The sequence below is a fragment of the Wolbachia endosymbiont (group A) of Conops quadrifasciatus genome, from assembly GCF_964027015.1.
Taxonomy (GTDB): Bacteria; Pseudomonadota; Alphaproteobacteria; order Rickettsiales; family Anaplasmataceae; genus Wolbachia.
This window is the reverse complement of the sequence record NZ_OZ034722.1, coordinates 1,072,074-1,092,404: the sequence shown is the minus strand read 5'-3', so window position 1 is coordinate 1,092,404 and position 20,331 is coordinate 1,072,074. Positions and strand designations below refer to the sequence as shown.

Sequence of the window (20,331 nt, the reverse complement as noted above, 5' to 3'; positions counted from 1 at the left end):
CTCACATTATTTTTTCAATCACCTTTTGCAGCAGGTCTAGTGCTGTTTATTGCAGCTTTTGGGTAATTTAATGGTAAAAATTTTAGAGAGAAATTTTATACACTATCACTGATATTTTCCCTTAAGTTGACGCCATTGCCTGAACAGATACACTCGGATTTTTTATATAACTATATTTACTATCTTATTTGGTACAGCATATACAGTGCGAACTTTGCTTTGATCGATCTTACTGGACACAGAGTCTATCGCTATTTTCTTCAATTCTTCTTGAGGTAAGTTAATTGCTGCCTTTATTGTTGTGCGTAATTTTCCATTGATTTGCACTGCTATAGTTACCGTATCGTCAACTAATAATGATTCATCAGCTTTTGGCCAAGGTTGTATACCTTCACCTCCTATTTCTTGCCATAGGCTTTCAGCTAGATGTGGTATGAATGGTTCGATTACTCTGATTAATATACATATACCTTCATCAATAAGAGATTTTCCAGTTTTTACGTCTATTTCAGCTATTAAATTCGTCATCTCACGAAATTTTGCCACTATACAGTTGAATCTGCAGTTTTCCAAGTCATCTGTAAGTCCGTGTAAGAGTTTATGAATTTTTTTTCTGTACTCTAGAAGTCCACCCGTAATACTTTCATTATCATAGTGTATATTTACAGGTCTCAGCTGCATGACCATACGCCACAATTTATTTACATAACGAGAACAACCTTCCACGCCATCATCGGACCATTCCATATCTTTTTCTGGAGGAGTGTCGGACAACACAAACAAGCGAGCAGTATCAGCACCATACTTTTCTATGATAAAATTTGGATCAACTGTGTTCTTTTTCGACTTGCTCATTTTTTCAACTTTGCCCACTTGAACCTTAGCTCCTTGTACAATCAACTCTTTTGCTTCTGCGGGAAATAGCCTCTTACCATTTTCGTCTTTATAAGTTGCATGGCAGACCATTCCTTGAGTGATTAAAGTAGAGAAAGGCTCTTTAATAGCAAAATAGCCACATTTGGTTAAAGCACGGCAGAAAAATCGTGAGTAAAGCAAATGCAGAATTGCATGTTCTATCCCACCTATATAATAATCAACAGGCATAAAACGATTACATGCATCTTTGTCTATTGATTTATCTTCACTACAGAATGCAGCAAAATACCAGGAAGACTCAAAAAAGGTGTCGAATGTATCAGTTTCACGCTCTGCTTGCTTTCCACATTTTGGGCAATCAACGAACTTCCAAGTTGGGTGCTTATCCAGCGGATTGCCACCACTTGTAAATTCTACATCTGCAGGTAGAACCACAGGAAGGTCTTTTTCTGGCACTTGCACAGTTCCACAATCTTTACAATATATTATAGGTATAGGGCATCCCCAATAACGTTGTCTCGAAATTCCCCAATCATGTAAACGATAGTTTGTTGTTTTCTCACCTATCCCTTTTTCTTTGAGCTTTTTAATGATTACTTCCTTTGCTCTACTTACCGTTAATCCGTTTAAGAACTCAGAGTTAAACATTATCCCATTAACGACCTTCAAGGTCTCTATAGTTTGTGCACCCTCTTCACGAACTACGGGAATAATCGGCAAATCATATTTCTGTGCAAATTCAAAATCACGCTGATCATGTGCAGGGCAACCAAAAATCGCGCCTTCTCCATATTCCATCAACACAAAATTTGCTATGTAAAGCGGCAATTCCTTATCAAGAAATGGATGCTTGACGTTTAATCCGGTGTAAACTCCTATTTTTTCATCATTCTCCCCATTTGTTTTTATGTTATCGATAAAGTCCTGTATTTCTTTATTTTTTAAATCCTGTACAATAGGGTGCTCTGCTGCCACTGCAAAAAAAGAAGCTCCAAATAAAGTATGAGAATAAGTTGTAAAAACCTTCAATTTCTTATTTAAGCCAACTACTTCAAACTCTATAGTTGCTCCTTCAGATTTTCCTATCCAACGCTCCTGCATTGTTTTGACTTTTTCTGGCCAATTTTTCAAACTTTGCAGGCACTTGAGTAAGTCTTCAGCGAAATCAGTAATCTTTAAAAACCATTGGGAAAACTTACGTTTTTCAACAACTGCACCTGATCGCCACCCTTTTCCATCAACCACCTGTTCATTTGCAAGCACTGTTTGGTCCACTGGATCCCAGTTAACCCATGACTCTTTTCGATAGGCAAGCCCATGCTTTAAAAAATCCAGGAAAAATTTTTGTTCGTGTTTGTAGTAATCAGGCTCACATGTGGAGAGTTCACGCTCCCAATTATAAGAAAGACCTATAGATTTCAACTGTGTACGCATATTATCTATATTCTCTTTTGTCCATGTTTCAGGGCTAATATTATTGTCCCTTGCTGCATTTTCAGCTGGTAATCCAAACGCATCCCAGCCAATTGGATGCAAAACCTCAAATCCACGAGCTCTCTTGTAACGCGCTATCACATCCCCTATTGCATAGTTACGTAAGTGCCCCATATGAATTTTACCTGATGGATATGGAAACATCTCCAATACGTAACATTTCTCTTGTTCACTATTCTTGCTTACAGAAAAATCCCATTTATCTTGATAAAATTTTTCAACACTTTTAAAATCATATTTCATATAAATCCAAATTCAATTACAGTTCACATGCATCAAAGGATCAACCGCTTGGCCATTATGCCGTATTGTGAAACACATCTGTGGATCTTTATCTTGTGTGCTTGATTTACCTGCAGATCCAATCACTTGACCTTGCTTTACTTTATCACCAATTTCAACATGTATGTTTTTTAAATAGGAGTACACAGTCATGTAATTATCTTTGTGTTCTACTATAATTAAATTTCCATACCATCTCAGCCCTTTGCCTACATATACCACTTTGCCGGGTGCAGAGGCAACTACATTCGTTCCATTTTGAGCAGCAATTTTTATGCCATCCTTACACATTTCATCAGAAGAGGTAGCTGAAATAACTGTACCTTTAACTGGCATTACAAATTTGCAATTTACCCCCACGTTTTGTGCATTATTGTTATCTTTGTATATCCTGTTTATGATGGCTTTTCTATTTTCTTTTTTTATTAAAGGCTCCCTAATTAAATGGTACTCTCTTGTATATTCCAGCTCTCTTTTTCCGTAAAATTCTTCGCCTTTAAGCAGCACAAGTGCAGGTTTTTGCAGGCCACAGCCTATTAATATTGCTAATAATATAAGAAATGAAGCTATATGCCACATTTTAGATATATCAACTCTCACAAAACTCCAAAATTTTAGCGAGACGTAGTGTTTCACGCCTGTTCGTTACTTTCCTCGTTATTTATTTTACTAGTTAAATAATCCCTCAAATCGGTAAGTTCTTGCAACAAATTCTTTGTGACTTTTATATCATTACCAAATTCTTTTTGCACTCCTTTTATTGTATATCCTTTATCATATAGCATGTATTTTACTTTCTTTATGGCCTCTATACATTTAAGATCATATAGCCTTCTTCCTTTACGCTTTGTAGGCTTAATTTGATGAAATTGACCTTCCCAAAATCTTAAAACATGCTGTTCCAAATGTAGCTCTTCAGCTACTTCCCCAATCGTATAAAATAATTTTTTCTTATTCATTAATTGTTGATTAATTTTTTTATAATTTTTGAAGGCCTAAAAGAAATTGAATTTCTTGCCTGAATCATCACTTTCTCTGATGTATTTGGTATATTTCCTGGTCTTTCCTTCTTTTTCTTAACCAAGAATGTTCCAAATGACGATATTTTTACTATTCCATCCTTTGCCAAGCTTGTCTTTATTTCGTTCAATATATCATCTATTATCGAAGCAGAGTCTTCCTTTGATAATCCTATTTCTTGGTTTATATTTTCAGCTATCGTTGCCTTAGTTACTGTTGTGTCTTTTGTTGTAACGTGATCCATTATTGATAAATATTACAATACGTAAATATAATATAGCAATCGACTCGAGATTCAGCTACTTTATTTTTTAGGGTATGTCTCTTCTGTAGCATAATTTAAAATACTAGCAGCTGCCAACATTACAAATATTGCAAAAAGCGCCATTTGATGATCTGTAAAAAGTGCTAGCATTGACACTATAATTCCGCTGACAATAAACATAAACCCATTGATAATGGATGATGATGTGCTAATGTATTTTCGTTTCACAATCTCGCTGCCGACAGTAAAATTAAGCATATGTCCTCCCGCAAAAAACCCGAACATTAACATACAAAAGTACACAACGTGGACTGTTAAATGGCTGCATAGTAAAATAATAATTGAGACGCCTTGCAATAAAGCAAAAGCAGAAATTACATATTTCCTATTTTTAAATAAGTTTGAGATTCGATCTGCAATTGGAGCACCAACTGCAAGACCAAGCCATAGTATTGCAGTTGCTATACCTGACTCCATTGTATTGAGTTCTGAGTTGCCCAGTAACCTTGGAGCCCACAGGGTGTTAAGTGCTAAAAATGTTCCAAAAGTAATAGCACCCACCACTGAAGTTATCCAGATATCTCTTAATTTTAGCACTGTGAGTACAGAGCACATTACTGTTCTTATAGAGTTTTGTATTGTGCATTCTTCTGAACTGCTTTCTGGAAGTGTGTTTGGACAAAAGAGTGTAAGTACAAATATCAACACACCAAATAGTATTATGCATACAATCATATTCTTCCAATCTGCACCTTCGGCAAGCAAGCTAGAGAACAATATTTGAATTATCAGTGCAGAAAGGCTTGAAATTGTCTGCACTAGTGAAAACATTAGTCCAAATTGAGCAGCGGAAAAACATATGCTACTTGTATGAGCAGCACCAATAAAACCAAATGATGCTCCAGTTGCAATCAACACTTGAGACAAAATCAAATGGGAAAAATTGTCACTATTAATAAGGACAAAAAACCCCAAGATCATAGTTGATAATGAGAAAAAATAAATTTTTTTACTGGAAAAAACATTAAACGTTGCCCCACTAAAAAATTGTAAGATGGCAAAAGTCCAAGTATATGCTGAATTAGCCAGTGCAACTTGCGCGATTGTAAGTCCAAGTTCTTTTTCAAGATTCACACTTATAAAAGTATAAACTATCTGAATATTGCTGAATATAACAACCAAGTTACTGATCAGCCAAATGAACCAAGCCTTAGCTCTGCTTTCCATAAGATTTATTTTTATAAGTAATCTATTAGAAATTTAACACTAAGTCTCTTTTTAAGCTATTGTTTCCTGAATAAGTGCTGGACTTGACTTCCTTTAGCTTTATTGTACAATTAAATAATTTTATTCTAGAGGTTGGTAATATGGCACCACAAGATAAATCTCAATTAAAAAAGTTTGACAATATATTAGCAAGAATAAGTGACACCATTGATTCTGGTAAGGGTGATTCTATTGAGATTTATGATGAAATAAAAAATTAGCTGAGAGAAGAACTTAATAATGTATATGAAGAATGGGAAAGTAGTGAATTTAATCCAAACTTCAGATTCAAATTAGATGATGGTTATGAAGTAGAAACAACTCTACTGCACATTGCCATTCAATGCAGGAAAAGTGCTGCATGTGCACCACTAGTCCAATGCTTGTTAGATCAGGGAGATGATCCCAACGTACAAGATAGTCCTTATAGTAGTTTTACCTTAACCTGTGTCCTAATGCCTTTTTTAAACCACCCGTGTCCAATCTTTGAATGTGTGCCAAACCGCAATTCATCGAAGAAAAACAGCTCTTTTTCAGGATACATGACAATAGTTTCATTAAGATTTTTTTTTAAACTCCTCTTGTTTACTTTTATCTTGTCCGTTATGCACTGGTCTTGGTGTGATATATGAGAATTTCATTCTTTGCATATTACGGTGTACTGTAGACTTGCTAAACCAAACTTTTCCTGAATTCTTATTCTCGTTTCTTTAATGGTAATGTTGGGATTTTCTTGTATCCATGCTTCAACTTGTTCAAGTTGGCTTTGGTTCAATATAGTTTTTCTACGGCGTTGAGGTGGAGCAAATAATTTTTCTTCTCTGCCAAATTTTAGGTCATGCAGTAAGTGCCTTTCTTGAAATGCAACATATTTTTGCTACGGCTGTTATACTATGCTTTTTTGCTGCAATTACAGCATTTAGTTTTTTTGCAACATATGCATTATTTCTTACTTTCTTCAGCATTTCTTTTGCTCACTTTTTCATCCAATAATTTTGATCTTAATGCCATTTAAACCTCGCTATTTTACTTACTCCAGTATGGCTTTTTTTCCATTATTGTCTATCCGTTACTTGTATAGCGGGAATTGGTATTAGGAGATTTATTTGACTTTCTTTTTGGTAGTTCTAAAGCTAATCGCCAATTTGAGGATAATATCGGAGTACAAAAAGAATTGTATGTCGGTACAATAAATTCATGGATAGTCTTGGGGGCTTAGGAAAAGATGGTCCAAGAGGATTTATTAATCAAATAGCATCGCAATATCAAGGCAATCCTTACCAGCAGTTTATTAGCAATCAAATGATTGGCAACCAATTAAGAGCAAGTGGGCTTGATCAATCAAGCTACAGACCTGCTGCAAAAGGTGATTGAAAAAATAATGTGAGAGAAGTAGAAGAAGAATAAGCAGATTGAGTAAGGTAAAAAAATGAGCTTTAGTTACTATAACATGAAGAAACACCCAAGAAACTTTCGTAATATAACAGGTTTAACTATAGAGGAGTTCGAAAAGGTAGTGGAAAAAGTGAGGTCTGGGTGGGAAAGAGTTGAAAAACAGAAAAAGTGCCATGGTAGAAGATCACAACTACCAACTCTAGAAGATAAGTTATTTTGCGTAATTTTGTACTATCGCACTTACATAACACATAGATTTTTAGGGTGCCTGTTCAATGTGCACAACGCAAATGTATGTAGGTTACTGAAGAAAATAGAGCCATTACTTGCCAAAAAAGTTACTATAACAAAAGATAGAAGTATGACACCAGAAAAAATACTGAAGATTCTGGCTGATATTACAGAACAGCAAATACAGAGACCAGAAGATAGTAAAAAACGGAAGAAATCATATTCAGGAAAAAAAAGAACCAACACTATGAAAACTGAGATTGTTATCGAAGAAGGTGGAAGAATTTTATCAGTGTCAAAGTCATATCGTGGTAGAATTAATGATTTTTGCATAAGGAAACAAGAAAAATATTTACCAATCGATAGCATAAAATATGCCGATTCTGGATATCAAGGTTGGCAAAAATTGCAAAGCAATGTTATAATTCCATATAAAAAGTATCGTAAAAAGCCATTAACTCCAGAGCAGAAAGAGCATAATAGAAGATTAGCATCATTTAGAATGAGAGTAGAAAATAAGATCCGTGAGATAAAGATATTTAAGATTATGTCTCATATTTACCGCAATTTTCAGAAAAAATACAACCTGAGGTTCAATATTATTGCTGGTATTGTGAATCTTAAGCACGCCTTTTAGTTAACCTTGATTTTAGTCACCCTCCTTTCCTTCTTTTTATTGCTTGATTCTCAGCAGGTCTTATGGTTTATCTAAAGTTGCAAGTTTAAACTCTGAACTTGCGTCGCGTGGCTTGAATGATTTTATCAGCTCATCTTTAGGAGGGTTGCAAAGTCTTATCGGAGCAAATGGGCTTGGTGCACAAATTGGTCAAAATCTAGGTGGTGGTTACACTTCTTACGGAAAATCTTTAAATGATCGCTGGGTAGCTATGAATCAAATGTTGGGTCATTTTGGTCAGGCTGCGGGTAAGGCTGCAATATAGCCAACTACAACATTTTTTTTAATTTTTCAATAAAGAAAGGAAGGAGTGGTGTATAAAAATATATATATGTTTATAGAGTGTTTTAATCTTTGTAAATATATTCTCTATACTCTATTGCAGTAATTATTACTATACGTTCTAGTTTACTGATCCTATAAACCAAGCGGTAATCACCTGTTCATATTCTACGATATCCTTTAAACTCACCAAGCAAGGGATCTCCTGCTTTCTCAGGAGAAACTGTAAGGCGCTCTTTTACGATTTCTTTTATCCTTGACCATATTGCCTTAGGAAGACTTGGAATATCTTCGTGAACTACATTTTCCTCATAACAGATTAAGTACTTATCCCCAGTTGAAGTCTTCATACCTGATGAATTTTGCATTTCGGGTGTCACATTGGATAGCGAGTTTGACTATCGCTATATCTTCCTCATATTCAATTGCTTCTTGTATAAACCCCTCTGCTAGCTCTTGAACTGATTGGTTTTTCACTTTAGCCAAGCGAGTAAGATCCTTTAAAACTTTTTCGCTAATGTTAATTCCTCAATCTGCCATACGTTTTACCAAATTCTACTACTGTAATTATTTTACAACATTTTTCTGAATTTTTCAATAAGGAAAGTTACTGATATGTAAGAAAAATTTTGTGCACCTGCGTCAACATAGTATATATTACAATTAGCTTAAAGAATGAAGAATGTTAACTCAAGAAGACATCATTTTATGCCGCAAAGACTTTGGTTTTTTTGCATTTCAAGTCATGCTGCGAGTGTTTAATATCAGATTAAATTTAAAGAGAGAGGATGGCAGCAAAAACTATCTGTGGATGCTGTTTAGCAGCATTAATCGCTGGTGTTTGAAAAAGCACACAGTAAATGGTGGAACATACCACCAAGGTGCGCTAAGACAACACTGGGTTTTATATTTCATGTAGCGTTTGCCATCGGCAATAATCCAAGAGCAAAATTTATGTATATCACGCACCAGAGGGATTTGATGCGTGAAAAAATTAATGAACTACATATTGTACTTGAATCTTCATTTTACCGCCTGGTTTTTCCAAACGTGAAAATAGTTGGTCGTAAAAGTACGCGAGTAATAAGGACTAAAGAAGGAGGTTTTGTTAATGGCTTTTCAATATCAGGGCATGTAACAAGTACAGGAGCTGGGGATAGTTCTCTTGATTTTGATGAAGGTCGGAAGTACGGTGGTTACATTATCCTTAGACCTGCTGCAAAAGGTGATTGAAAAAATAATGTGAGAGAAGTAGAAGAAGAATAAGCAGATTGAGTAAGGTAAAAAAATGAGCTTTAGTTACTATAACATGAAGAAGTACCCAAGAAACTTTCGTAATATAACAGGTTTAACTATAGAGGAGTTCGAAAAGGTAGTGGAAAAAGTTAGGTCTGGGTGGAAAAGAGTTGAAAAACAGAAAAAGTGCCATGGTAGAAGATCACAACTACCAACTCTAGAAGATAAGTTATTTTGCGTAATTTTGTACTATCGCACTTACATAACACATAGATTTTTAGGGTGCCTGTTCAATGTGCACAACGCAAATGTATGTAGGTTACTGAAGAAAATAGAGCCATTACTTGCCAAAAAAGTTACTATAACAAAAGATAGAAGTATGACACCAGAAAAAATACTGAAGATTCTGGCTGATGTTACAGAACAGCAAATACAGAGACCAGAAGATAGTAAAAAACGGAAGAAATCATATTCAGGAAAAAAAAGAACCAACACTATGAAAACTGAGATTGTTATCGAAGAAGGTGGAAGAATTTTATCAGTGTCAAAGTCATATCGTGGTAGAATTAATGATTTTCGCATAAGGAAACAAGAAAAATATTTACCAATCGATAGCATAAAATATGCCGATTCTGGATATCAAGGTTGGCAAAAATTGCAAAGCAATGTTATAATTCCATATAAAAAGTATCGTAAAAAGCCATTAACTCCAGAGCAGAAAGAGCATAATAGAAGATTAGCATCATTTAGAATGAGAGTAGAAAATAAGATCCGTGAGATAAAGATATTTAAGATTATGTCTCATATTTACCGCAATTTTCAGAAAAAATACAACCTGAGGTTCAATATTATTGCTGGTATTGTGAATCTTAAGCACGCCTTTTAGTTAACCTTGATTTTAGTCACCCTCCTTTCCTTCTTTTTATTGCTTGATTCGCAGCAGGTCTATTGATGATTTACATGATGCTAGTTGCGCTTATAGTCGGGTATCGCTGATCAGTGCCTGTCAAAAGTTTGAACAATGCATAACTTCAAGCCGTAATACTGCTGATACGCCATTTTTAGTGATTGGTCAAAGGATCAGTGTTTATGACATATTTGGTTATTTAGAGAAAAAATCAGAACGGCAATTTGAGAAAGTCATAATACCTGCAGTACTTGAAGATGGCACGAGTATTGATGAAAACAGACTGCCAATGCAGGAACTTAGGATCAAGGAAAAAGCAGATACCGTCTAGTTAGTCAACAAGAAAATTACAAAATAAGGCAATATTTCATATAAGATTGAAAGTATTTTTTTTAACAATCAGCTAAGTAAACCTTCCTCCAACAGCTTTACCCTGTAGTTTTTGATATGATCTGGATCAAAAGCCTTCTTTGAACCTTAGAACACCAAAAACAATATGGAGTAACTTACGCATCGCAGCTCCCACAATGGCCATATTATGCTTGCCTTTTTCTTTTAATCTCTTGCAAAAAGTCATAATAATAGGATTGTGATTTTTAACTACTATAGCAGGAAAATACATTGCCTTACGTAGTGTTCGTGAACCTGATTTACTTAATCTGGGCTTGCATATACAGAGGAACCTGACGTTATATTTCGTGGTATAGCTCCAGCATATGCTGCCAATTGCCTGGCATTTCTAAAAGCTTTTATGTCAGGAACTTCAGCTAAGATAGCTATTGCTGATTCCTCTCCTATGCCTGAAATAGTTAATAGAAGTTGAAAATTTTCCAACAACTCTTTGTGTTGCTTTAATAGTTCACGTATGGAGTTTTTTATTGTTTCTATTTTTTGAGCTATATTCATTGCAAGGTCTTCCCAAGCATTTGTAACTTCTTTAGGCAGTCTCTCTTTTTTTTCTAAGTGGTTATTTACTAATGTCAATTCATCTTTTAACGCAGCCGAGCAACGATAAAGATGTTTTAATTTTTTTAACTCAGGAGAAGGTGGTGTCCAACGAGTTGGTTCCTATCTTTGTCAGTAATCAGCAATAATTTCCGCATCGGTCTGATCATTCTTTTGTCGTACAAGCTTACTTCTTGCATAAGATCTTATGCAAGAAGGATTTACAACACTTACAAAATGTCCAGCATTGTGTAGAAATTCAGCCAGAGCTTCACTATAACAACCAGTAACTTCCATACAAGCTTTCACTTGCTCTACGTTATGTTTTTGTAGAAAGCTCTGCAGACCTTGAAACCGATTATCATCGTTCTTAAAGCTTCTTTTCCTAGTTTCACGTTTTCCTTTTTTACTTATAAATGAGAGAAAAACATCAAAGCGATCTTTTGATACATCTATTCCCAGAAAGTTGTTGATCATATATAACCCCATACGTTACCATTAAAAATGAAAAGTAAGGCTATTCTTGAGGATATAGAATTAGAACCATTTAGGTCTTTCTACGATACCTTCCAGCCTATACCTTTGAGAAGGGAGCTCTTATCTACTTGACAGATTTTATATCTAAGCCCTATGACAGAGTGCTTCCCTTCTCCATCTAATGCTTAAGCTTAAAACATTAGATGCTTTTTACAAGATACAAGTCCAATGGCGATAGCCAAGTCATAATGACTGCCTTCTTTCAGCAAATCCGCAGTGGAGAGATTAACTGTAATTCTTTTTGGAGGTGTAGTAGATTGATTGAATTTAACGCTGCTCTGATGCGCTCTTTGGATTCCGCAACAGTTTTATACGGCAATCCAACAATATTAAAAGCTGGAATACCATTTGCCATATGAATTTGTGCATTGACATTTACTGTGCTAATTCCCTGAAGCGCAACGGTATTTATATTTGCAATCATAATATATTATATAAAATTATTAATATAATGTATTAAAGAAGTGATGAGGTAAAGGCTACAGCAATTAAAGATGGCTTAACTTAGCAAAAAAGTGCATAGTATCCTATCACTTTGCTGATTATAAAATGTTTATAAGGATAATAACTTTTCTTTTGCTATACTCAAGCGCGGTTTTCTGTGGTGATTGTAATTTTAATTTACCATACTGTGGGCTCAATTGTAATCTGGATCTATCATATAGAAATTTAAGTAATATAAAAAAATTGTTGAATAACGACGATAAGTTTGTTGCGCTTACGTTTGATGATGGGCCTTCCAACAATAGAGTAAACGATATTATTAATGTTCTGGAAAGCTATGAAGCAAAAGCAACGTTTTTTGTGCTTGGTGAACGTATAAATAAAAAAACATATGAGATAGTAAAGAAAATCCATGAAGCAGGTCATGAGTTAGGCAATCACTCTTGGTCGCATAGGAAGTTGACATCACTTTCAAGTAAGGAACAATTGCAAGAATTGGAAAAGACAAATACAGCAATTAAAAATGCAATAAAACAAGATGTAAAATGGTTTCGCCCGCCATATGGATGTCATGACGATAATCTGATTGAAAATACTAATAAATTGGATATGTATTCGATATTATGGACAGTTGATTCGCTAGATTGGCAAGGTGATAAACCAGAAGCTTTAGTTGAAAGAGTTTTAAGTAATGTACATAATGGGGCAGTTATACTGTTTCATGATCACAATAACAGATCAAACACAATTGAAGCTTTACCTCATATTATTAAAATACTAAAAAAATCGGGTTACAAGTTTGTTACCTTAAGTGAGTGGGAGGAAAGGGTTTGTAATACGGTAAAAGCCAGAAGTGTAACAATAAAAGAGGGGGAAAAAGTGCGTTTTGAAGGAATGTTATGTGGACAAAAAACAAAGTCTTTAACCGCAGAGCATTCATATTAGGTAGTATTCAGCTTACCATTTCCGCTATTTTTAGCTATCGGTTATATAATTTACAAATACGAAACAGACAAAAGTACGAAGCACTATCTAATAGTAATAGAATAAGAGTCGCTACTATTATGCCTCAGCGGGGCAAAATTTTAGATAGGAATAGCACTGAACTTGCGGTAAACAAAATTTCGTATGTTGTTCTGTTTGATGGGCAAAAAACTTCTGGTGAGGAGGTCGATTTGCAAACATTATCAGAAGTCGAGTCTAAAATAGCAAGATCGTCAGAAACAAAAGTAACTGCTCTTTATAAACGTTATTACCCGTTTGGTTCAATATGTTCTCATGTAATCGGATATACAAAAAGACAGCAAGGCATAAACGAAGTAGGAATCAGCGGTATTGAATATACATATGATCATATATTGAAAGGCAAGTCAGGAAAATCTGAGCAGGAAATAAATTCTAAAAAACGCGTCATAAAAGAATTATCAAGCATACCACAACAAGACGGACAAGATGTACAGCTAACAATTGATATTAATCTGCAAGAGAAAATCGCAAAGGTATTTAAAGATCACCAAGGCTCCGCAGTGGTAATTGATGTAAGTAACGGAGAAATTTTAGCACTATATAATTCACCTTCTTACGATAATAATCTTTTTGCAAACAGACTATCAAATGAGACTTGGGAAAGCTTGAATGCTCCTTCATTACCACTTGTGAATCGTGCATTGTCGTATCAAATTCCACCTGGTTCAATATTTAAAGTAATAGTTGCGCTTGCGGGTTTAAAAGACGGGATAATAACACCAGAAGAGAAATTCTCGTGTAAGGGCTATATGAAAATAGGTGAGCGGAAATTTCGTTGCCTGAAAAGCAAAGTCCATGGGTATGTATCTTTAAATGAGGCAATGGCATTATCATGCAACACTTACTTTTATAACATAGGAAAAAAAATAAGTGTAGACTCTCTGGTGGAAATGGCCAGAAAATTTGGTATTGGCGGTGGGTCACTGATTGGAACGTTTAAGGAAGAAGCTCCGGGATTGTTGCCCGATAGAGATTGGCGCGCACGAAAACTATATTCGCAGTGGTATTTAGGTGACACTATCAACTTAGTTATAGGACAAGGGTATTTGCTTACAACACCACTGCAGCTTGCAGTTCTTGCAGCGAGGATTGCAACAGGAAAAGAGGTAATTCCCCACATTGAAATGAGTAATACAGTGCAAAATTTCCCTGACATTGATGTAGATTATGAGCATTTTAGCATAATTCGAAAAGCTATGTTTGACGTGGTGAATTCTAACTATAGAAAAGGGCTAAGCGGCATACAAATTGCCGGCAAAACCGGTACACCAGAGATAAACTCTAAGGGTGAAAGTCATAAGTTATTTATCGCTTATGGTCCTTACCATAACCCGCGCTACGCAATCTCTGTGTTTATAGAACACGGCAAAGCTCCGCGCCAAGATGTTGCTATAGCTAATGAAATATTTCAATATATGCTTGAAAGATGATCCCTATGAGTATTAGACTTCTTGCATGACACCTCTGGGCACTGCCGTCATAAAGGAACCAGTGTTAGCTACTTGGATGACAACCATTGTATTTGAGGCAAAATTGACTATCACTTCTTTTTATAGAGCTTGCTCCAAATTCTATTGTTAGTGAATACAAAAAACACTGTTAAAATTATAAAATACGCCACTACTTTTAATCCAAGTTTATGCCGGCGCTCTAATTCTGGCTCTGCTGCCCATTGTAAAAAATTTATCACATCATACGCCATATTTTCAACTGTGGCTTGTCTTGCACCATCATATTCCACCATTCCTGCAGAAAGTGGTGGTGCCATAGCTAACCTGCCTGTTGAAAAGTAAGGGTTGAAGTATAAATCATTTTCATCGTGCTCGCCGTTTTGATAGCCTGTTAACAGTGAATAGACATAATTTGCACCATCATGCCTTGCTTTAATAATTAACGATAAGTCTGGTGGAACTGCACCATTATTGCTTGCTGCAGCTGCTTCTTTTGTATCAAAAGGTGCAATAAAATAATCCGAAGGTACTCCAGGTCTATCGAACATTTCACCCAAATCATTCGGACCATCTTTAACTTGATAAGAAGCTGCAATCTGTTTTATATCTTCTTCAGAAAAACCAACATCTTGCAAATTACGAAATGCTATCCTATTCATTGAATGACAAACAGCACAGACTTCTTTATACACTTTATAGCCTCGTTGAATTGACTCTCTATCGAAAGATCCGGTAATTCCATCAAATTTCCAGTCCATTTTTTTATTTGGTGATGGCTTGAATTCTTCTGCATACACAAAATTAACAAAAAACAATATGCAAAGTATAGCTAACATACTTCTCGTCAGCATTACTTCATCTCCGGCACAGAATCACTTAAGGTTTTTGGTGGTTCTTTTGGCTTTTCATATTTACTAAGCAGTGGTAAAATTATTACAAAATATGCAAAATAATAAAGAGTGGATAGCCTACTCATAGTGATGTAAGGCTCTTTCACCTCTTGTCCTCCAAGCCAGGCAAGAAGTGCAAAATTTATTGCGAAAACCCAAAAATTTTTTTTGAACACTGGGCGATAAGCACCACTTTTAACTTTTGATTTATCAAGCCAAGGTAACAAAAACCAAACTAAAATAGACGCAAACATGGTAAGCACACCAGTAAGTTTATCTGGAATTGAACGTAGCATTGCATAAAAAGGTAAAAAGTACCACTCTGGCACTATATGTACCGGAGTGACCATAGAATCAGCTTCTATATAATTGTCTGGATGTCCAAGATAATTAGGAGCATAGAAAACAAATGCAAACAAAACTACAAAAAACAGACCAAAAGTTATGCAATCCTTGACTATATAATAAGGATAGAGAGGAATGGTATCCTTATCTGATTTTACCTCCACTCCACTTGGGTTACCAGAGCCAAACCTATGCAGAGCTATCACATGAAGCATAGCTAAAGCAATAATAACAAAAGGCAGAAGATAATGCAGAGCGAAAAAACGGTTAAGTGTTGGGTTATCCACTGAAAAACCACCCCATAACCATATAACTATTTTATTGCCAACTAAAGGTATAGCAGAAAATAAATTGGTTATAACTGTTGCACCCCAGAAACTCATTTGTCCCCAAGGCAATACATATCCCATAAAGGCAGTTGCCATCATTGCAAAAAATATAAATATACCAACAAACCACACCATCTCTCGTGGCCTCTTGTAAGATCCGTAATATAACCCACGCATTATATGAACATAGACTACCATAAAGAAGAGCGATGCTCCAACAGCGTGAGTGTAGCGTATTAACCACCCATAATTCACATCTCGCATTATGCGCTCTACACTATTAAACGCATAATCAACATGCGGAGTGTAGTGCATAGCAAGAAATATACCTGTTATTATTTGTAAAATTAGCGCTATACCAGCCAAAGAGCCAAAGTTCCAAACATAATTTAAGTTTTTTGGCACTTGGTAAGAAGCAGTGTGTTTCAAAAAAGAAAATATAGGCAATCTATATTCTATCCACCCTAATATGCCTTTTTCCTCTTCTATCGTTGTTTTTTTTTTCTGCATAACTTAAAGCTTTCTCTATCTTTAACTCGTTTTATTGTAGCAACTTATCCTTTACACACAAATAAAAAGTTTAAAGCGATATTAATTACTACCTCTTCAGCAACCTATCACGTGCCGCATTTAATTTCTGTGCAAAATACTCTGAGCCTCCCTTATCTGGGTGAACTAATTTCATTAAATTTTGATATGCTTTATTAATTTCATTTTGACTTGCCTCAGGATTCAGCCCCAGTATCTTTAATGCTTCATCTTTGGACATGTTATCACCAGTGTAATTTTCAGTATAACTTCTACTGCTATTAAATTCGTTCAAAAACTTACTCAATATAGAGTTCATCATGAAACTTATGTTATTTTTTTTTGTCAGGAAAAGAAAAAATACAACAACGCTAGGCAAGACAAATGTAATTACTATGAATACTAAAAAAAGAAAAAAGATGAATGACATGTATATTTTTTTATCATTTTATGATTAAATAGTAACAATTATAATTGTCATGGTAAATAACATGTTCATCCAGATTGAAGAAACACCAAATCCAAACACACTGAAATTTCTCCCTGGATTTGCAATTCTAAACGAAGGAGAAACGGCTGATTTTTCAAATGCAGATGAAATAAAAAACTCCAAGTTAGCAGCAAATCTTTTTCAAATAGAACATGTGGTAAGAGTGTTTTTTGGTCATGATTTTATTTCAGTAACAAAATTGGGTGGAATTAATTGGGATACATTAAAAGTAGAAATTTTAACTACAATCATGGATCACTTTACTTCAGGTGGAAAAGCACTAGATAAAGAAGGAGTAAATGATAATAATATACCGTATGAAGAATTTTTTGATAAAAATGATATAGAAATTGTAAATAGAATAAAAGAATTGATGGAAAGTTATATCAAACCTGCAGTTGCTCAAGATGGTGGCGATATCAAATTTCATGGCTATAAAGACGGGATAGTTTATGTTGAGTTACAAGGAGCTTGCTCTGGATGCCCAAGTGCTGCAATTACTTTAAAGCAAGGAGTGCAGAATATGCTGAGCTACCACATACCAGAGGTTGCAGGTATAGAGACCACACTATGACTAATCAAACGGTTAGAGGAACAAAAGATCTCCTGTTTGATGAATGGTACAAGTTTAAACACATAGAGCAAACAACAAGCAGAATCTCAAGTCTATATGGCTTTTTGCCTGCTCAAACTCCGATATTTGAATATACGGAAGTTTTCACAAAGACTTTAGGTGATAGCTCAGACATCATCACTAAAGAGATGTACACCTTTAATGATAAAGGGGGAAAGAGCATAACTTTACGTCCTGAGTTCACTGCAGCGATTGTTAGGCTATTAATTGAAAAAAAACTGCAAACGCCGATAAAATTATTTTCAACAGGGCCTGCATTTCGTTACGAAAGACCGCAAAAGGGAAGACAGAGGCAATTTCATCAGATAAATTTTGAGGTTTTTGGTGTAGAAGATTCAAAAGCCGATGTTGAATTGATATCACTCGCTCAGCACTTACTAACTGAATTTAGCATCAATAAAAATGTAAAGCTGGAAATCAACTCTTTAGGTGATAGTGAAACAATAACTAAGTATAGAGAAGCTTTGATCTTATACTTTACAAAGTATCAAAACGATCTATCAGAAGATAGCAAAAATAGGTTGATCAAAAATCCACTCAGAATACTGGATTCTAAGGATGAGAAAGATAAATCAATAATTTCTGATGCGCCTAAAATCAGTGATCACTATACAAAAGAATCTTCATATTTCTTTGACCAGGTGTTAAATGGACTGCAAGCTCTTGGCATACCTTACACTGTAAATAGCAAATTAGTTCGAGGTCTAGACTATTATTGTCACACAGTATTTGAATTTGTCACAGAAGATTTAGGTGCACAAGGGGCAGTTTTTGCCGGTGGAAGATACGATAATCTAGTATCTTCAGTAGGTGGAAAACACACTCCAGCGATAGGATTTGCAGGAGGTATTGAACGCATAATGGAGTTAATCAATTATTCTCCGAAAGAAGAGCGACCTATTTACCTAATTCCGATCGGCAGAGAGGCTGATGAACATGCTCTAACACTTGCGAATGAATTGCGCAGAAATGGTTTATATGTAGTCTACGAATATAGCGGAGCACTTAAAAACCGAATGAAAAAAGCAAATCAAGCAAATGCTAAAGCTGCTTTAATCTTTGGCGATGAAGAATTGAGTAGTAAAACTTTAAAGATTAAAAACATGGATACAGGTGAAGAAAAAATAATTGCTCGCGATAACACAATAGAAAACATCAATTAGGAGCAATGCAAATGTTTTTCTTAGTCAGCTATAGAAGAAAATTCGTCTGCACAAGAATTTTTCATAGCATTCAATGTATCATAATCTGTAAAATCTAATTTTACTGGTGTGATAGTAATAAATCCTTCTTTTATTTTATTTACACTACCACTGCCTGAGTGCTCTCGAGACCAATTTAAGCTAAAAAAGCCATTCGAATTTTCAGTAAAAGTTAAATCCCCATCAATGTTATATTCACCTTGTTCAGCAAATTCTACTCCTTTTACTTTTTCCGTAGCAGGAAAATTTACACTCATCACTATGTTTTTAGGCCAACCAACCTTAACTAGCTTGGCAATAACCTTTGGTGCAAAAACCTTTGTATTGTGCCAGTCTATTTTATCATGATAAACTTGGCTCAGCGCAATAGAAGGTATAGACCTTGCAGCACCTTCCATTACAGCACCAATTGTTCCTGAATAACAAATATCGTCCCCGACATTTGATCCAATATTTACTCCGGACAATATTAAGTCTGGTTTTTTATTCATAACTTTATTTAGCGCAATAATGACACAATCTGCAGGAGTACCAGACACACTAAATTCCCTTTCACTATGTTGGTTTATTCCAATAGATTGTTTCACTGGATAATCAAGAGATCTTGCAGCCCCGCTTCTATCAGTATCTGGTGCCACTATCCATATTTCTGACGCAAAATTCCGTGCAATCTCTTTGAGTAATTCTATTCCTTCACTTCTAAAGCCATCATCGTTTGTTATCAATATTATCATATACAATACTCAGCTATACAGTCCCAAATTATGTAAATCACTGACTGTAAATAAACTCATAAGGCTTTAGGTTTCTTTGCATAACTACGAACTGTAACAAAGAACCTGCTGTAAATCAATAAGAAAAGATTAGGAGTGAAAACAGGTTGGAAAGTATATAGCTAAAGTGGCTTAGGTTTACCTACAATTTGAAAAACAACAAATTCGTCATTCCGCTACTCGTTAGCGGAATCTATGCTGAGATACCGTGGCGGTATGACATAGGTAAACCTTTCTTGGGTTAGGTGTGCCGTAGAGACACAAAGAATGTTCAAGTAAGAGCAAACTAAGTGCAAAAGCTACGCAATAGATGAGGGTGGGCCCCTCGGAGCCGGTTTACAAGAGCAGGCTTCAAACAACCATAAGCTGCTTTGGTAAAGAGCCAAGGTAGTAAGCGTTATGGAAAAGGCGCAATTATGTGTCATGTGTGAAATAGAGAGACGAATGCAAATGAACCACTGATAAAGTGTCGAAAGGAACTAGACGACGTCAAAACCAGGTGTCTAACCTAACCTGGGATAAATCTATCGGGAGCTTGTTTACTGGATAGGTAGCGTCCGGCATAGAGGTGGCGTGAATCTATTTTGGGCTATTGCGTGGAACTGCGGGAACCTGTCGTTTTGATGATAAGGGAGAAATCCAAGGAGCTAAACTCCAAGGGTGAGAGTACCGATGCGGAAAACAGGGGCGCGTAGTAGTGAAGAAGTCTCTGTAATGAAGATGGAGCGAAGGGATTTAGTTTAGTTATTTGTCAACCAGAAATGGGATGAGCAATTGATTAAAACAGAGTCCTTGATTATGCTATAA

The 20,331-nt window shown here is 35.5% G+C and carries 21 protein-coding genes and 3 pseudogenes; 11 read left to right on the top strand and 13 right to left on the bottom strand.

From position 1 onward, the window contains the following. Positions 1-162: 162 nt before the first annotated feature. The 6 genes and pseudogenes from leuS to AAGD69_RS05680 all read right to left on the bottom strand — a co-directional run. Positions 163-2,613 (bottom strand): leucine--tRNA ligase, encoded by a 2,451-nt coding sequence (gene leuS, locus AAGD69_RS05705; protein ID WP_341811966.1) that lies wholly within the window; start codon positions 2,611-2,613, stop codon positions 163-165. A gap of 12 nt (positions 2,614-2,625) precedes the next feature. Then, entirely contained in the window at positions 2,626-3,231 is a 606-nt protein-coding gene (locus AAGD69_RS05700) for a M23 family metallopeptidase (RefSeq protein WP_341812653.1), read from the bottom strand. A gap of 53 nt (positions 3,232-3,284) precedes the next feature. Further along, the gene (locus AAGD69_RS05695) at positions 3,285-3,611 is read right to left on the bottom strand and encodes a MerR family transcriptional regulator (protein WP_341811965.1); all 327 of its coding nucleotides are present in this window, start codon (positions 3,609-3,611) and stop codon (positions 3,285-3,287) included. Further along, the gene (locus tag AAGD69_RS05690; protein ID WP_341811964.1) at positions 3,611-3,916 is read right to left on the bottom strand and encodes an integration host factor subunit alpha; all 306 of its coding nucleotides are present in this window, start codon (positions 3,914-3,916) and stop codon (positions 3,611-3,613) included. Before AAGD69_RS05690 ends, AAGD69_RS05695 begins: the two co-directional genes overlap by 1 nt. 60 nt (positions 3,917-3,976) lie before the next feature. After that, positions 3,977-5,071: an MFS transporter gene (locus tag AAGD69_RS05685; RefSeq protein WP_341811963.1), complete on the bottom strand. Its 1,095-nt coding sequence runs from the start codon at positions 5,069-5,071 to the stop codon at positions 3,977-3,979. A 562-nt stretch (positions 5,072-5,633) separates the two neighbouring features. Continuing rightward, a pseudogene (locus tag AAGD69_RS05680) lies at positions 5,634-6,214 on the bottom strand (winged helix-turn-helix domain-containing protein); the annotation flags it as partial. 186 nt (positions 6,215-6,400) lie between these two features. On the opposite strand from AAGD69_RS05680, the gene AAGD69_RS05675 reads away from it, so the two are divergent. The 3 genes from AAGD69_RS05675 to AAGD69_RS05665 all read left to right on the top strand — a co-directional run bounded on the left by AAGD69_RS05675 (position 6,401) and on the right by AAGD69_RS05665 (position 7,770). Further along, on the top strand, positions 6,401-6,577 hold the full coding sequence (locus AAGD69_RS05675) for a hypothetical protein (RefSeq protein ID WP_341811962.1): 177 nt from the start codon (positions 6,401-6,403) through the stop codon (positions 6,575-6,577). A gap of 76 nt (positions 6,578-6,653) precedes the next feature. Further along, the gene (locus AAGD69_RS05670; protein WP_410529841.1) at positions 6,654-7,466 is read left to right on the top strand and encodes a transposase family protein; all 813 of its coding nucleotides are present in this window, start codon (positions 6,654-6,656) and stop codon (positions 7,464-7,466) included. A gap of 43 nt (positions 7,467-7,509) precedes the next feature. After that, positions 7,510-7,770, top strand: coding sequence for a hypothetical protein (locus AAGD69_RS05665; RefSeq protein WP_341811960.1), 261 nt, complete (start codon positions 7,510-7,512; stop codon positions 7,768-7,770). A 178-nt stretch (positions 7,771-7,948) separates the two neighbouring features. Here AAGD69_RS05665 and AAGD69_RS05660 read toward each other — a convergent pair whose 3' ends face one another. Next, positions 7,949-8,137, bottom strand: coding sequence for a hypothetical protein (locus AAGD69_RS05660; protein WP_341811959.1), 189 nt, complete (start codon positions 8,135-8,137; stop codon positions 7,949-7,951). 332 nt (positions 8,138-8,469) lie between these two features. On the opposite strand from AAGD69_RS05660, the gene AAGD69_RS05655 reads away from it, so the two are divergent. The 4 genes from AAGD69_RS05655 to AAGD69_RS05640 all read left to right on the top strand — a co-directional run bounded on the left by AAGD69_RS05655 (position 8,470) and on the right by AAGD69_RS05640 (position 10,261). Continuing rightward, positions 8,470-8,706, top strand: coding sequence for a hypothetical protein (locus AAGD69_RS05655; RefSeq protein WP_341811958.1), 237 nt, complete (start codon positions 8,470-8,472; stop codon positions 8,704-8,706). A gap of 62 nt (positions 8,707-8,768) precedes the next feature. Beyond that, complete coding sequence (locus tag AAGD69_RS05650; RefSeq protein ID WP_341811957.1) at positions 8,769-9,020, top strand: hypothetical protein; 252 nt, start codon at positions 8,769-8,771, stop codon at positions 9,018-9,020. 76 nt (positions 9,021-9,096) lie between these two features. Continuing rightward, the gene (locus AAGD69_RS05645; RefSeq protein ID WP_410529840.1) at positions 9,097-9,909 is read left to right on the top strand and encodes a transposase family protein; all 813 of its coding nucleotides are present in this window, start codon (positions 9,097-9,099) and stop codon (positions 9,907-9,909) included. A gap of 43 nt (positions 9,910-9,952) precedes the next feature. Beyond that, positions 9,953-10,261 (top strand): hypothetical protein, encoded by a 309-nt coding sequence (locus AAGD69_RS05640; protein ID WP_341811955.1) that lies wholly within the window; start codon positions 9,953-9,955, stop codon positions 10,259-10,261. A gap of 68 nt (positions 10,262-10,329) precedes the next feature. On the opposite strand, the pseudogene AAGD69_RS05635 reads toward AAGD69_RS05640, so the two are convergent. Further along, a pseudogene (locus AAGD69_RS05635) lies at positions 10,330-11,352 on the bottom strand (IS110 family transposase). Positions 11,353-11,543: 191 nt separating this feature from the next. Further along, positions 11,544-11,767, bottom strand: a pseudogene (locus AAGD69_RS05630) (magnesium chelatase domain-containing protein). Between the two features lie 194 nt (positions 11,768-11,961). Between AAGD69_RS05630 and AAGD69_RS05625 the strand changes: the two are divergent. Together AAGD69_RS05625 and AAGD69_RS05620 are read left to right on the top strand one after the other, a co-directional pair. Further along, on the top strand, positions 11,962-12,801 hold the full coding sequence (locus tag AAGD69_RS05625; protein ID WP_341811954.1) for a polysaccharide deacetylase family protein: 840 nt from the start codon (positions 11,962-11,964) through the stop codon (positions 12,799-12,801). Beyond that, complete coding sequence (locus tag AAGD69_RS05620) at positions 12,756-14,312, top strand: penicillin-binding transpeptidase domain-containing protein (RefSeq protein WP_341811953.1); 1,557 nt, start codon at positions 12,756-12,758, stop codon at positions 14,310-14,312. Before AAGD69_RS05625 ends, AAGD69_RS05620 begins: the two co-directional genes overlap by 46 nt. Before the next feature lie 110 nt (positions 14,313-14,422). On the opposite strand, the gene AAGD69_RS05615 is transcribed toward AAGD69_RS05620, so the two are convergent. From AAGD69_RS05615 to AAGD69_RS05605, 3 genes are all read right to left on the bottom strand, one after another. Then, positions 14,423-15,169 (bottom strand): cytochrome c1, encoded by a 747-nt coding sequence (locus AAGD69_RS05615; RefSeq protein WP_410529839.1) that lies wholly within the window; start codon positions 15,167-15,169, stop codon positions 14,423-14,425. Between the two features lie 14 nt (positions 15,170-15,183). Then, positions 15,184-16,407, bottom strand: a complete 1,224-nt coding sequence (locus AAGD69_RS05610; protein WP_341811951.1) for a cytochrome b/b6 — start codon at positions 16,405-16,407, stop codon at positions 15,184-15,186. Between the two features lie 88 nt (positions 16,408-16,495). Next, positions 16,496-16,747, bottom strand: coding sequence for a DnaJ domain-containing protein (locus AAGD69_RS05605; RefSeq protein ID WP_264329184.1), 252 nt, complete (start codon positions 16,745-16,747; stop codon positions 16,496-16,498). Positions 16,748-16,916: 169 nt separating this feature from the next. On the opposite strand from AAGD69_RS05605, the gene AAGD69_RS05600 reads away from it, so the two are divergent. Beyond that, positions 16,917-17,489 carry a NifU family protein gene (locus AAGD69_RS05600; RefSeq protein ID WP_341811950.1) on the top strand — a complete coding sequence of 191 codons (573 nt, stop codon included), beginning with the start codon at positions 16,917-16,919 and terminating at the stop codon, positions 17,487-17,489. Further along, entirely contained in the window at positions 17,486-18,712 is a 1,227-nt protein-coding gene (gene hisS, locus AAGD69_RS05595; protein WP_341811949.1) for a histidine--tRNA ligase, read from the top strand. The genes AAGD69_RS05600 and hisS overlap by 4 nt, the downstream gene beginning before the upstream one ends. A gap of 20 nt (positions 18,713-18,732) precedes the next feature. Here hisS and surE read toward each other — a convergent pair whose 3' ends face one another. Beyond that, positions 18,733-19,485 carry a 5'/3'-nucleotidase SurE gene (surE, locus tag AAGD69_RS05590; RefSeq protein ID WP_341811948.1) on the bottom strand — a complete coding sequence of 251 codons (753 nt, stop codon included), beginning with the start codon at positions 19,483-19,485 and terminating at the stop codon, positions 18,733-18,735. Positions 19,486-20,331: the final 846 nt, after the last annotated feature.